This is a genomic window from Bradyrhizobium sp. SZCCHNR1098 (assembly GCF_032489375.1).
In the GTDB taxonomy this organism is placed as follows: domain Bacteria; phylum Pseudomonadota; class Alphaproteobacteria; order Rhizobiales; family Xanthobacteraceae; genus Bradyrhizobium.
This window is the reverse complement of record NZ_JAUEXY010000001.1, coordinates 505,271-518,548: the sequence shown is the minus strand read 5'-3', so window position 1 is coordinate 518,548 and position 13,278 is coordinate 505,271. Positions and strand designations below refer to the sequence as shown.

The window sequence follows — 13,278 nt, the reverse complement described above, 5'->3', positions numbered from 1 at the left end:
AAGGTTCCCACCCGGGTTCCCGCGCAATTCGCGCCGCTTTCAGGGCACCTGCGTGTTCGGCGCCATCGGTGGGGCGCGATACAGCGGCACGGGAACGACCTTGTGCAGCACACGCGACAATTCCTCGATCGAATAGGGCTTGCGCAGCAGCTCGAAGCCGTGCGTGCCCTGCTGCACCAGCACATGGCTGTAACCGCTCGCCAGCACGACCGGCACGTTGAGCTCGAGCCGCCTGATTTCCTCGGCAAGCTCCAGCCCGGTCATTCCGGGCATCACGACATCGGTGAAGACGACGTCGAACCGGCTGGTGCCGCCGATCAGCTCCTCCAGCGCGTCTCTGGCGTTGTCGACCAGCGTGGTGCGATAGCCGAGCTCGGCCAGCGCTTCGGTCGCCGATCTGCCGACGTCGATGTTGTCCTCGACCACCAGCACCGACATGCCTCGACCGCCGATCGGCTCCGCATGGCTGCCGTCCTCGCCACGCTGCACCTGGGCTGGAGCGACGCGCGGCAGATAGAGCGTGAACGTCGCGCCGCGCCCCTTTTCGCTCGTGACCCCGATTTCGCCGCCGGACTGCTTGGCGAAGCCAAACACTTGCGAGAGACCGAGGCCGGTGCCCTGGCCGATGGTCTTGGTCGTAAAGAATGGCTCGAAGATGCGTCCGAAATGCTCCGACGGGATGCCGACGCCGGTGTCCTGGACGGTGATGGCGACATAGCCCAGCGGCGGACGGTCGTGCGGCGCCGACGGCGTCGGCAGCGCCGCTGCTGGGGCGACGGTGATGCTGAGACGTCCCTGGCCGGCCATCGCATCGCGGGCATTGACGGCCAGGTTGATCAGTGCCGTCTCGAACTGGCCGGCGTCGGAATTGACGTAGCACGGCTCGTCGGGAACGGAGACCACGACCTCGACGCGCGACCCGACCAGGGTCTTGGTCATGTCGCGCAGGGCGACGACGCTGCGGCCGATGTCGAAGACCTCCGGCTTCAGCGTCTGGCGCCGGGCGAACGCGAGGAGCTGCGACGTAAGCTTCGATGCGCGCGCCACCGTATCCGAGATCGCGTCGATATAGCGCTGCCGCCGCTCATCAGCCAGATTCGGCCGGCGCAACAGATCGGCCGAGGCCCGGATCACGGTCAGCAGATTGTTGAAGTCATGCGCGACGCCGCCGGTCAGTTGTCCCAGCGCCTCCATGCGCTGACCGTGCTTGAGCGCATCCTCGGCTTCGAGGCGGCGGGCGGCCTCGACATGCAGGCGCTCGGTCCGCCGCCGGGCAAGGGCCAGGAAGACGATGAGCAGCGCGGTTGCCGGGATGCCGAAGATGAGGTGCCGGCCGATCGTGCCGAGCCAGCGGTTGCGGATGGTCGACGTCGCCAGCCCTGCCGAGACGTAGACTGGATAGCCACCGAGCCGCTGATAGCCGACGAGACGCTCAACGCCATCGACCGGCGAGATCTCGGTCACGAGCTGCTCCGTATCTGCGGCCCCGGCGGGGACGTCGCTGGGGCCCGCGGCCGCGCTTCTCCCGCCGGCCGGGAAGCGCGCCAGAATGAGGCCATCGAAGCGGCGCAGCGCGAAGTAGCTGCCGGGCGCCCGGCCGATCCGGGCATAGAAATGCTCGAAATAATCCGGAAGCACCGAAGCCTGGATGATGCCGGTGAAGCTGCCGTCGTCGCTCTGGCGGCGGCGGCTGATGCTGAAGAACGGCGCGCCCTGATAGGGCGGCCGCGGCGTCAACTGCGCGCCGATGAAGGTGCCGATGCTGTCCTTGACGTGGGCACTGAAGTAGTCGCGGTCGAGGAACGTCATGTCCGGCGCCGGATAGATCATGCTGTTGACCAGCGGCCGGCCATTGGCGTCGAACACCCAGGCGGACTTCATCTGCGGCAGCGCATCCGATAATTGCCGCAACCGGGCATGCAGCACCTGCTCGCGCGCCTTGATGTCGGCATCCGACAGCTCGCGGACGACCTCGTCGATCTCCGAGAGGCTGCGTTCGATGGTCTCGAACACCTTCAGCGCGTGCTCGTGGACGATTTCGAGCGAGCGCCGGATCTCGCGATCGGCCTCCTCATATGTCGTGCCGTGGGATACGTAGGCCGCGATCACGAACAGCGCGACGGGAAGCGCGAGGGACGCGATCATCATCCAGCGCAGCATCGTCAGCGATTTGCGTTGTGCGGTCTGCACGGTCGCTCCGGCTTCAAAGGGCCACGAGCTTAACGCAATCGACGGCAGCTACAAACTAGCCGCGCCCGGAACTTGCACCAGTTTCGGGCGCGGAAGGTCAGATCGAAAGTGCTCGGCCCGGCTAGATCTGCCGCTCGACCAGCTTGAGCTTCAGCTCCGCGATCGCCTCGGCCGGGTTGAGCCCCTTCGGGCAGGCCTTGGCGCAGTTCATGATGGTGTGGCAGCGATACAGCCGGAACGGATCCTCGAGGTTGTCGAGCCGCTCGCCGGTCGCCTCGTCGCGGCTGTCCTTGACCCAGCGGTTGGCCTGCAGCAGCGCGGCCGGACCGAGATAGCGCTCGCTGTTCCACCAGTAGCTCGGGCACGAGGTCGAGCAACAGGCGCACAGGATGCACTCGTAGAGGCCGTCGAGCTTCTCGCGATCCTCGTGGCTCTGCCGCCATTCCTTCTGCGGCGTCGGCGAGGTCGTCTTCAGCCAGGGCTCGATCGAGGCGTATTGCGCGTAGAAATTGGTGAGGTCCGGCACCAGGTCCTTCACGACAGGCTGGTGCGGCAGCGGGTTGATCTTGACCGCGCCGTCCTTCACGTCGTGCATCGACTTGGTGCAGGCCAGGGTGTTCTGGCCGTCGATGTTCATCGCGCAGGAGCCGCACACGCCCTCACGGCAGGAGCGGCGGAAGGTCAGCGACGGATCGATGTGGTTCTTGATCCAGATCAGGCCGTCCAGCACCATCGGGCCGCAATCTTTGACGTCGACGTAATAGGTATCGACGCTCGGATTCTTGCCGTCGTCCGGATTCCAGCGATAGACCTTGAACTCGCGAACCTCGGCGGCGCCGGCCGGCTTGGGCCAGGTCTTGCCGCCGGTGATCTGAGAATTCTTCGGAAGTGCGAACTCAGCCATTTCGGAAGGCCTTCTTGGGTTTGACGGACGGGCTCAGGTCACACGCGATCAGTACACGCGCGCCTTCGGCGGAATGTACTGCACGTCGTTGGTCATGGTGTAGTTGTGCACCGGACGGTAATCGATCGTGGTCTTGCCATCCTTGCTGTCGATCCACGCCAGCGTGTGCTTCATCCAGTTCGTGTCGTCGCGATCCGGGAAGTCCTCGCGTGCATGGGCGCCGCGGCTCTCGGTCCGGTTCGCCGCCGAGTCCATCGTCACGACCGCCTGCGCGATCAGATTGTCGAACTCCAGCGTCTCGATCAGGTCGGAATTCCACACCAGCGAGCGATCGGACACTGCGATGTCACCGATGCCGCCATACACCTTGTGGATCAGGTTGTGGCCTTCCTGCAGCACCTCGCCGGTGCGGAACACGGCACAGTTGGTCTGCATCACGTTCTGCATGCTCTCGCGAAGCTTCGCGGTCGGCGTGCCGCCGGAGGCGTGGCGATAATGATCGAGCCGGCTCAGCGCCTTATCGGCGGAGTCCTTGGGCAGGTCCGGCTGCTTGCCGTTCGGCGTCAGCTTCTCGGCCAGCCGCAGCGCCGCCGCGCGGCCGAACACCACGAGGTCGATCAGCGAGTTCGAGCCGAGCCGGTTGGCGCCGTGCACGGAGACGCAGGCCGCCTCGCCCACCGCCATCAGGCCGGGCACGATCGCATTGTCGTCGCCGTCCTTCTTGGTCAGCACCTCGGCGCGATAGTTGGTCGGGATGCCGCCCATGTTGTAGTGCGCGGTCGGCACGATCGGGATCGGCTCGCGCGTGACGTCGACGTTGGCGAAGATCTTGGCGGATTCGGAGATGCCGGGCAGGCGCTCCTGCAGCACCTTCGGATCGAGATGGTCGAGATGCAGGAAGATGTGGTCCTTCTTCCGGCCGACGCCGCGGCCTTCGCGGATCTCGACGGTCATCGCGCGGGAAACGACGTCGCGCGAGGCGAGGTCCTTTGCGGACGGCGCGTAGCGCTCCATGAAGCGCTCGCCCTCGGCGTTGACGAGATAGCCGCCTTCGCCGCGCGCACCTTCGGTGACAAGACAGCCCGAGCCATAGATGCCGGTCGGGTGGAACTGCACGAACTCCATGTCCTGCAGCGGCAGGCCGGCGCGCAGCGCCATGCCGCCGCCATCACCGGTGCAGGTGTGCGCCGAGGTGCAGGAGGCGTAGGCACGGCCGTAGCCGCCGGTCGCCAGGATCGTGGTCTGGGCGCGGAAGCGGTGCAACGTACCGTCATCGAGCTTGAGCGCGATGACGCCACGGCAGACGCCCTGGTCGTCCATGATCAGGTCGATGGCGAAGAACTCGATGAAGAACTCCGCGGCGTGCCGCAGCGACTGGCCATACATGGTGTGCAGCATGGCGTGGCCGGTGCGGTCGGCGGCGGCGCAGGTGCGCTGCGCCTGGCCCTTGCCGTAGTCCAGGGTCATGCCGCCGAACGGCCGCTGGTAGATCTTGCCGTCCTCGGTGCGCGAGAACGGCACGCCCCAATGCTCGAGCTCGTAGACCGCCTCGGGCGCGTTGCGCACCATGTACTCGATCGCGTCCTGGTCGCCGAGCCAGTCCGACCCCTTGACGGTGTCGTACATGTGCCAGCGCCAGTCGTCCTGATGCATGTTGCCGAGCGAGGCCGAGATGCCGCCCTGCGCCGCCACCGTATGCGAGCGGGTCGGGAACACCTTGGTGATGCAGGCGGTGCGCAAGCCCGCCTCGCTGCAGCCGACGACCGCGCGCAGGCCGGCGCCGCCGGCGCCGACCACGACGACGTCATAGGTGTGGTCCTCGATCGGATATGCTTTTCCGTTCGTCGCGGGCGCGCCGTTCGCGCTGCCATTTGCTCCGCCGGCCATGGCCTAGACTCCAGTGGAAAGTTTGATGAGGGCGTAGATCGAGGCGAGCGCCACGGTCACCGCGAAGAAGTTGTTGGCCATGATCGCGACGAGCTTGAGCGGCTCGCTGTGCACGTAGTCCTCGATCACGACCTGCATACCGATCTTCATGTGCCAGCAGCTCGCGATCACGAACAGCAGCATAATCACGGCAATCGGAATCGAGCCCAGGATCTGCGCCGCGCCGGCCTGGTTGCGGCCGAGCAGCATGATCACCACGATCACGACCGGCACGATCAACAGGGTCATCGCGACCGCGGTGATGCGCTGGCGCCAGAAATCACCGGTGCCCGAATGGGCCGCGCCGAGGTTGCGGACGCGGCCGAGCGGGGTGCGCATCGACTTCGCGCGTGCGTTGCTCATCGGCCGCCTCCCACTGCGTAAGCCACGATCCAGACCAGGACAGTCAACGTGATGCCCCCGATCAGGGCGCCCCAGGTGAGCGTCTCGCGCTCATTGGGCTTGAAGCCGTAGCCGAGGTCCCAGACGAAGTGGCGGATGCCGGACAAGAGATGGTGCAGCAGCGCCCAGGTGTAGCCGAACACGATCAGGCGACCGAGGAAGCTGCCCATGAACCCCTGGACGTAGGAGTAGGCGCTGGGACCAGACGCGGCGGCGATCAACCACCAGGCCAGCAGCAGCGTCCCGAAATATAGTGCAACCCCGGTGGCGCGATGGACGATCGAGAGGATCATCGTCAGCGTCCAGCGGTAGGTTTGCAGATGCGGCGAAAGCGGTCGTTCGATCCTGGCTGTCATTGGTTGCTTTGATGATTTCTTGTGGGCCGTGAACGGAAGGGACTTGCGGCCATGTGGATCGGCAAGGCGGGCTTTATTTACGGAGAAGGAACAGGCGTTGCAACGAACAAATCGCCCAAAACCGAACGACGATTCAGTATTAGGCGACCGGTGGAAAAAGGGCCAATGGCCGCCGTGGTATACCAGAAACCCATCCTGACCGGATATGACGAACCATCGTTCATTCTTATCTCCTCACCAAGGCCGTTACCAACGCGGCGAGACTGTTGAATAGCGCCGACTGTCGAGCATTGATTCACCGCTTAACCTCGGTCTTGAGGAAGCGGGTTTCGCGACAAGAGCCAGTGCCATCTGACGATTCTGCAAACCTGCCCGGAGCGATACGCGGAGCAACAACCTGCGTCGGCGACCGCCTGCGCTGCAGCAAATCTCCCTCGATCTCCCAGGTTCCTCGCCGCGCAAACGGCCCCTCCGCCGGTCGATTTTGCCGCATGTCGCCGCCCGGCGAAGCGGCTTAGTCTCAAACGACGTGCAACAGACGCGGTGCAGGGAGCCTCGATGCCGCTGCCGACGGTCCGACCGACAACCACCGAACGCCCGGCGGCCCTGCCGGCGCGCAAGGTGTCGTCGCACGAGCCCGCCGAGGAGCCGTTGACCTGCGTGCTCGGCTTCACCGCCTCCGGCCTGTTCGCCGCCTGTCTCGCATTCGCCATCCAGCACGAGATCGCCTCGCTCGCCGTGCTCGAATTCGTGCTGATCTGCGCCGCGCCGCCGCTGGCCGCGCTCGCCGGCCTCGCGATCGGACGACGGCGCTAGGCCGCCGTCACTTCGTATAGATGTCCTTGTACTGATCACGCAGCACGTTCTTCTGCACCTTGCTCATCGCATTGCGCGGCAGCTCGTCGACCACGAACACGCGCTTGGGCATCTTGAATTTTGCCAATCGGCCGTCGAGGCCCTTGAGCACGCCGGCCTCGCTGACATCAGCCCCCGGATGGCGCACCACGACCGCGGTGACACCTTCGCCGAAATCAGGATGCGGCACACCGATGACGGCGGACTCGACCACGCCCGGCATGGCGTCGATCTCGCTCTCGATCTCCTTCGGGTAGACGTTGAAGCCGCCGGAGATCACGAGGTCCTTGCCGCGGCCGACGATGTGGACGTAGCCCTGTTTGTCGATCTTGCCGAGATCGCCGGTGATGAAGAAACCATCGTCGCGGAATTCCGACTTGGTCTTCTCCGGCATCCGCCAATAGCCCTTGAACACGTTCGGGCCCTTGACCTCGATCATCCCGATCTCGTCGCGCGCGAGCTCCTTGGCCGTTTCCGGATCGGTGACGCGCACCGACACGCCGGGCAGCGGGAAGCCGACCGCGCCGGGCACGCGCTCGCCGTCATACGGGTTCGACGTATTCATGTTGGTCTCGGTCATGCCGTAGCGCTCGAGCACGGCATGGCCGGTGCGCGCGAACCACTCGCGATGGGTGTCGGCGAGCAGCGGCGCCGAGCCGGAGATGAAGAGCCGCATGTGGCTCGTCGTCTCCTTCGACAGCCGCGGGTTCTGCAGCAGCCGCGTGTAGAAGGTCGGCACACCCATCAGCACGGTGGCGCGCGCCATCAGGTTGATGATCAGGTCCGGATCGAGCTTGGGCAGGAAGATCATCGACGCCCGCGCGAACAGCGTGACGTTGCTGGCCACGAACAGACCATGGGTGTGATAGATCGGCAGCGCGTGGATCAGCACGTCGTCCTTGGTAAAGCGCCAGGTGTCGATCAGGGTCAGCGAGTTCGAGGCGAGATTGTCGTGAGACAGCATCGCGCCCTTGGAGCGGCCGGTGGTGCCCGACGTATAGAGAATGGCGGCGAGATCGTCGGCGCTGCGCGGCACGGTGGTGAAGGCGGAGCCGGTCTTGTCGGCGGCTTCCGTCAGCGAGCCCGTGCCTGACGCATCGAGCGTTTCCACCTTGGCGCCGACCTTGGCCGCCAGCGCGCCGATGCCTTCGGCCTTCGCGGGATCGCACACCACGACGGTCGGCTCGGCGTCGCCGATGAAATAGTCGAGCTCGTTGAGCGTATAGGCGGTGTTGAGCGGCAGATAGACGCCGCCTGCACGGACCGTGGCGAGATAGAGCACAAGGCCGGACACCGACTTCTCGGTCTGCGCCGCGACGCGATCACCCGGCTTCACACCACGGGCCACCAGCACGTTCGCCATCTGGCCTGCCCGCGCGATCAAATCGCCATAGGTGATGCGCTGGCCGTCATGGGTCTCGATCGCCAGGCGGCTGGGATCGTCGAGGCCATCGAACAGGCGGGAGAACAGATTGGCGTTGGCGGCTTGGTTCATGCAACATTCCCCTGGGAGCATCGGCAGGCCGGCAGTGCCAGCCGGCGGAACATCATGCTCGACGAAGACGAAAAGGGCCGGGACAGCGAACAAGACCGGTGACATCGCAGTCACCACGGTCGCCATCTCTGATCGAGGCTGCTCTAGCAAAAACGCCCTTTCGAAGGCAACCGGGAGACGCTGGGATATGGTCAAGGGAAAACGGATCGCGTGGATCACCGGCGGCGGCACCGGAATCGGCGAGGCCGGCGCACTGGCGCTCGCGGCCGAGGGCTGGACGGTGATCGCCTCGGGCCGGCGCACGGCCGCGCTCCAGGCCGTGGTGGCCCAGATTGCCGCGGCGGGCGGCACGGCCGAGGCCGTGCCGCTCGACGTCGCCAAGGCCGCCGACGTGCAGGCCGCGGCCGATGCCATCCTGGCGCGGCACGGCCGCATTGATCTGCTGGTCAACTCCGCCGGCGTCAACGTGCCGAAGCGGCGCTGGGACGACATGACGATCGAGGGCTGGAACCAGCTGGTCGAGATCAACCTCAACGGTGTGCTCTACTGCATGAAGGCGGTGCTGCCGGCGATGCGGGCGCAGCAGGACGGCACCATCATCAACGTCTCGTCCTGGGCCGGCCGCCATGTCTCGAAGATGCCGGGACCGGCCTACACCTCGACCAAGCACGCGGTGCTGGCGCTGACGCACTCGTTCAACATGGAGGAATGCGTGAACGGCCTGCGCGCCTGCTGCCTGATGCCCGGCGAGGTCGCCACGCCGATCCTGGAGCAGCGCCCGGTGGCGCCGAGCGCCGAGGAGCAGGCGCGGATGCTGCAGCCGGAAGACCTCGGCCGCACCATCGCGTTCGTGGCCAACATGCCGCCGCGCGTCTGCGTCAACGAGATCCTGATCAGCCCGACATGGAATCGCGGGTTCATTCAGACGCCGGGCAACAGGGATTGAGGAGCGCCGGATATCAAGCACGGCGAGCGCGCCTACAACTACTGCCCAGGACTTGGTCGTACGCGACCAGGTCCGCAACTTCGGTTCGGGCAAATACCCGGCAATGTCCCTCTCTTTATTATTTGGATCGTGAGGGCCGAGCGCGCGCCAAATAACCGGCGTCGTCCCTGCGAACGGGACCCATGCCGCACGATGTTTGTAAGAGGCAGGCTGCGAGTCCCGCGCAAGACAACTGAACCCTGTGGTTATGGATCCCGGGTCGGCGCGCTTCGCGCTTGCCCGGGACGACAGCTGTGGTTGGCGCACCCGTCGTTGCCTCCGAGACGCAGATCGAAGGCGAACGATCTCGTTCTCACGACACGATGCGCCCGAGCTGTGCTGAAACTCACCGCCCTCGAATCATGAGGGCGCGGGGAAGGCCGGGCGCTGGCCGCGCCCGTGGCCCGCCTGCGAAAGAAAATGCAGGCGGCAGGTACCACAGGTCTGGCCGAGAACACCCGGCCTTCCCCGCGCAACGGTTTTAACGGCTGCTTCGCGTTCTCCCTGGTGCGCCGGGCTGTCTGGCCACCATCACGAGCGCGACACGCTAGCATCAGCACCCGCTTGATATCAGCATCGGGATATCAGGACCGCGCGACTTGACCGTGCGCGTGTCGCTGTTCGTCCGCGTGGCGACCACGCTGCAGCAACACACGCCCATCGCATCCCACTGCCAACGGTTCGTGACGGTCGCGAAACGCCCCTCATGCGGCAGCAGGGACGTGCGGAAATGTGCAGGTGATTTGCCCGACGATGCAACGTCGGCAGCGTGCGACAAACTGGCTCGACGGGCAATTTGCGCATGGGAGGGATGCGAACAACATCATTCGATCGACGCGATCATCTCTGATGCGATCTCTCTCATGAGAGATCAAGCAGATCAGAGATCATGTGGACCGCACTGTGCGCCGCGCAGACGGTCGGCTCCCCTCCCCCTTGCGGGGAGGGGTTGGGGGTGGGGGTCCGCGAGCGCTGACTTCAGTGGCTTGAATGCCGGGCGAACAGCAAGCGGCGCTATCGCCGATATCAGGGCATGGGCTTTGACTCTCATGTCGAGCATGATTCGTGGCCCCCCACCCCCGACCCCTCCCCGCAAGGGGGAGGGGAGCGCACCGCCGCTGGCGTCAAGGCGAGATTCCAACGCTCGCAGATCAATCAAGCCTGCTTCATCCGCGCTCAGAACGACGTGCCGCCGCCGAACCTGAACTCCTGGACGGTGTCGTATTTGCCCTTGGACAGCGGCACCGCGTAGTCGAAGCGGAGCGGGCCGAAGGGCGAGGCCCAGATCAGGCCGACTCCGACGGAGGAGCGCACCACCTTGCTGTCATCGTACAGCAGGCCGCATTTGCAGGTCGCGGTGTTGACCTCGCCGGTCGCCGCCCAGGAGGTCGGGCCCTGATAGCCCCACAGCGAACCGGCATCGGCATAGACGGCGCCCTTCAAGCCCACTTCCTTCGGCAGGAACCAGAACGGCATCTGCAGCTCCGCCGAGGCGCCCCAATATTTGGTGCCCCCAAGCGCGTCGCCGGTCGCGCCGAGGCTCGCATAGGTGATGTCGCGCGCCCCGATTCCGTTCGAGGCGAAGCCGCGCACCAGGCTCGGTCCCATCTGGAAGTGGTCGAGCATCCGCAGATCCTTGTCGCCGATCTTGTTCAGCATGCCGCCCTGCAGATGGATGATGCCGACGATGTCGGCCACCAGCGGCGAGTAATATTTCGCATCGACCGCCGACTTGAGGTAGCTGACGTTACCGCCGACGCCGGCGAAATCCTGCTTCCAGTCGATCAGCAGACCATCCGTCGGGTTCTTGTTGTTGTCGAGCGTGTTGTAGCTGAGCGTGTAGCCGAGCGCAGAGGTCAGCGCGGCGCCGTCGCTCAGCTCCTTGCGGACCGGCAGGCTCGACTCGCCATCGCCGTAGCAGCCCCAGCCATAATAGCCCGAGCTGGTCGAATTGGTCGGATCGACGCCGCCGAGCACACTCTTGATGTACGCCGGGGTCGGGTTGAAGGCGAGCAGGCTGTTGGCGGTATTGTTGTTGCAGTTCTTATAGTAGGACGGCAGCGATATCTCCTGGCGATAGAGCGAGTATCGCAGCTGGAGCGAGAGGTCTTCGCGCAACTGGAAGCCGAGCCGCGGGCTGAAGCCGATCGTCGTCACGCCATAGCTCGTATAGCTGTTCGCCAGCTGCTGCTTGTAGTAGACATCCAGGCCGAGCGCGATCCGGTTGTCGAGCAGATAGGGCTCGACGAAGGACAGCGAGACGCCTCTGCTGTATTGGCCGTAGCTCACGGACGCCTTGGCGTACAGACCGCGGCCGAGGAAGTTGCGCTCCGAAACCGAGACCTCACCCAGCGCGCCATCGGTGGTCGAATAGCCGCCGGAAACGGAGAGGTCGCCGGTCGACTTCTCCTCCAGATTGACCACGAGGATGACGCGGTCGCTCGACGACCCCGGCTCCGCGGTGATCTTCACCTCCTTGAAGAAGTCCAGATTCTTCAGCCGGCGCTCGGCGCGGTCGACCAGCGCGCGGTTGTAGGCGTCGCCCTCGGAGAGATCGAACTCGCGCCGGATCACGTAGTCGCGGGTGCGGGTGTTGCCGCGGATGGTGATGCGCTCGATATAGGTGCGCGGGCCCTCGTCGACCTGGAACACGATCGCGACCGTATGCGCTTCCAGATTGCGGTCGCCGCGCGGACGCACGACGGCGAAGGCAAAGCCGCGACGCGAGGCCTCGATCTGCATCTCCTCGACCGATTTCTCGAGCTGCTCGACGTTGTAGAGCGCGCCGACATTGACGCGCGAGTAGCCGCGCAGCGTGTTGGCGTCGAGCGCCGCGACGCTCGACTGGAACTGCACCGAGCTGACGCGGTATTGCTGGCCCTCCTCGATCTGGAACGTGACCAGGAAGCCCTTCTGGTCCGGGTCATATTCGCTGAGCGCCGCGACGACCTGAATGTCCGCATAGCCGTTCTTCAGATAGAAGCGGCGGATCAGGTCGCGATCGGCCTCGACGCGATCGGGGTCGTAGACGTCGTTGTTGCCGAGGAAGCTGAGCCAGTTCGTTGCGTGCGTCTTGATGACGTCGCGCAGACGCGCGGCGGAATAGGCGTTGTTGCCGACGAAGCTGATCGATTTCACACCGGTCTTGACGCCCTCTTCGATGGTGAAGACGAGGTCGACGCGGTTGTTGGGCTGCTCGATGATCTCGGGCGTGACGCGGACGTCGTAGCGGCCGGAGCGGCGGTAGATCTCGGCGATGCGCTGCGCGTCCGACTGCACCATCGGACGGGACAGCGTCCCGCGCGGCTTCGATTGCACTTCCGCCGTGAGCTGCTCGTCCTTGACCTTCTTGTTGCCCTCGAAGGCGACGCGGCCGATCACGGGATTCTCGACCACGCGCACGATCAGCCGGCCGCCCTGCCGGTCGATCTTCACGTCGGCGAACAGGCCGGTCTGGACCAGGGCCTTGAGGCCGCCGTCGACCTGGCCGGCATCGAGCGTGCCGGTGGGACCCGGCTTGAAATAGGAGCGGATGGTGTCGGATTCGACGCGCCTGTTACCCTCGACGGTGATCGCGCTGGCGACGGCGGGTGCCGCCGCGGCCATGCGGGGCAGCGAGGAAACGGGCATGGCCAGCAGCATCAGGGCAAGCACGCCCGGCAGTCTCAGACGCATCATCGACGCTCTTTCGAAAGTCAGAGTCCTCGGCGCGCAGACGTTCGTCGGCACGCCACCGGAATCGCTGATGCCCGTCAAAGATGGTCGCGATGCGCCGATCTCGTTTCGTGAAATGTCTGATGATGCTGGATGTGACTGAGTGTTTCCGGTCAGACAAGATTCTCGGGCCAACCGAGCGGCAGAGGGCATGAGCAGCTAATAAGTGCGTCGCCCGCGCTGCGACCAGAAAGCCACGGCTGAGACGGACATCTCCGTTAAGCAATCGGCCCGGCCGCGCCGCATTCGGTGGCTTCCGAAATCAAATTCTACAAATCTTCGGAAGTTGGCAATACGAGGGAAAAACGAGGGTGCTAATTGATCGTCATCCGAACTAAGCCCCCAAGTAGTTCGGCCAAGGCCCGGTGCGCGTAGATTCCCATTGATATTCCGGCGCACCGGGCCGCCCCTTTTTCCCTCGCGCGCGAGCCGATGGCCCGTAGGATGGGCA

The 13,278-nt window shown here is 65.1% G+C and carries 10 protein-coding genes; 3 read left to right on the top strand and 7 right to left on the bottom strand.

Annotated features, from left to right (window positions below; genetic code table 11):
• Positions 1-39: 39 nt before the first annotated feature.
• From QX135_RS02340 to sdhC, 5 genes are all read right to left on the bottom strand, one after another.
• Positions 40-2,190 carry an ATP-binding protein gene (locus QX135_RS02340; RefSeq protein WP_316180666.1) on the bottom strand — a complete coding sequence of 717 codons (2,151 nt, stop codon included), beginning with the start codon at positions 2,188-2,190 and terminating at the stop codon, positions 40-42.
• 121 nt (positions 2,191-2,311) lie between these two features.
• Positions 2,312-3,094: a succinate dehydrogenase iron-sulfur subunit gene (locus QX135_RS02335; RefSeq protein WP_315740445.1), complete on the bottom strand. Its 783-nt coding sequence runs from the start codon at positions 3,092-3,094 to the stop codon at positions 2,312-2,314.
• 48 nt (positions 3,095-3,142) lie between these two features.
• The gene (gene sdhA, locus QX135_RS02330) at positions 3,143-4,981 is read right to left on the bottom strand and encodes a succinate dehydrogenase flavoprotein subunit (protein ID WP_315785744.1); all 1,839 of its coding nucleotides are present in this window, start codon (positions 4,979-4,981) and stop codon (positions 3,143-3,145) included.
• Positions 4,982-4,984: 3 nt separating this feature from the next.
• Positions 4,985-5,359 (bottom strand): succinate dehydrogenase, hydrophobic membrane anchor protein, encoded by a 375-nt coding sequence (gene sdhD, locus QX135_RS02325; protein WP_315740508.1) that lies wholly within the window; start codon positions 5,357-5,359, stop codon positions 4,985-4,987.
• A gap of 20 nt (positions 5,360-5,379) precedes the next feature.
• Complete coding sequence (sdhC, locus tag QX135_RS02320) at positions 5,380-5,778, bottom strand: succinate dehydrogenase, cytochrome b556 subunit (protein ID WP_008965547.1); 399 nt, start codon at positions 5,776-5,778, stop codon at positions 5,380-5,382.
• A 558-nt stretch (positions 5,779-6,336) separates the two neighbouring features.
• On the opposite strand from sdhC, the gene QX135_RS02315 reads away from it, so the two are divergent.
• Positions 6,337-6,594, top strand: coding sequence for a hypothetical protein (locus QX135_RS02315; protein ID WP_315778175.1), 258 nt, complete (start codon positions 6,337-6,339; stop codon positions 6,592-6,594).
• 7 nt (positions 6,595-6,601) lie between these two features.
• On the opposite strand, the gene QX135_RS02310 is transcribed toward QX135_RS02315, so the two are convergent.
• Positions 6,602-8,128 (bottom strand): malonyl-CoA synthase, encoded by a 1,527-nt coding sequence (locus QX135_RS02310; protein WP_316180669.1) that lies wholly within the window; start codon positions 8,126-8,128, stop codon positions 6,602-6,604.
• Positions 8,129-8,315: 187 nt separating this feature from the next.
• On the opposite strand from QX135_RS02310, the gene QX135_RS02305 reads away from it, so the two are divergent.
• Positions 8,316-9,074 carry an SDR family oxidoreductase gene (locus tag QX135_RS02305; RefSeq protein WP_316180671.1) on the top strand — a complete coding sequence of 253 codons (759 nt, stop codon included), beginning with the start codon at positions 8,316-8,318 and terminating at the stop codon, positions 9,072-9,074.
• A gap of 1,215 nt (positions 9,075-10,289) precedes the next feature.
• Here the strand turns inward: QX135_RS02305 and bamA are convergent.
• Entirely contained in the window at positions 10,290-12,791 is a 2,502-nt protein-coding gene (gene bamA, locus QX135_RS02300; RefSeq protein WP_316233924.1) for an outer membrane protein assembly factor BamA, read from the bottom strand.
• On the opposite strand from bamA, the gene QX135_RS02295 reads away from it, so the two are divergent.
• Complete coding sequence (locus tag QX135_RS02295) at positions 12,742-12,930, top strand: hypothetical protein (protein WP_315716967.1); 189 nt, start codon at positions 12,742-12,744, stop codon at positions 12,928-12,930. The two genes, bamA and QX135_RS02295, sit on opposite strands and share 50 nt — an antisense overlap.
• The last annotated feature ends 348 nt before the right edge of the window (positions 12,931-13,278 follow it).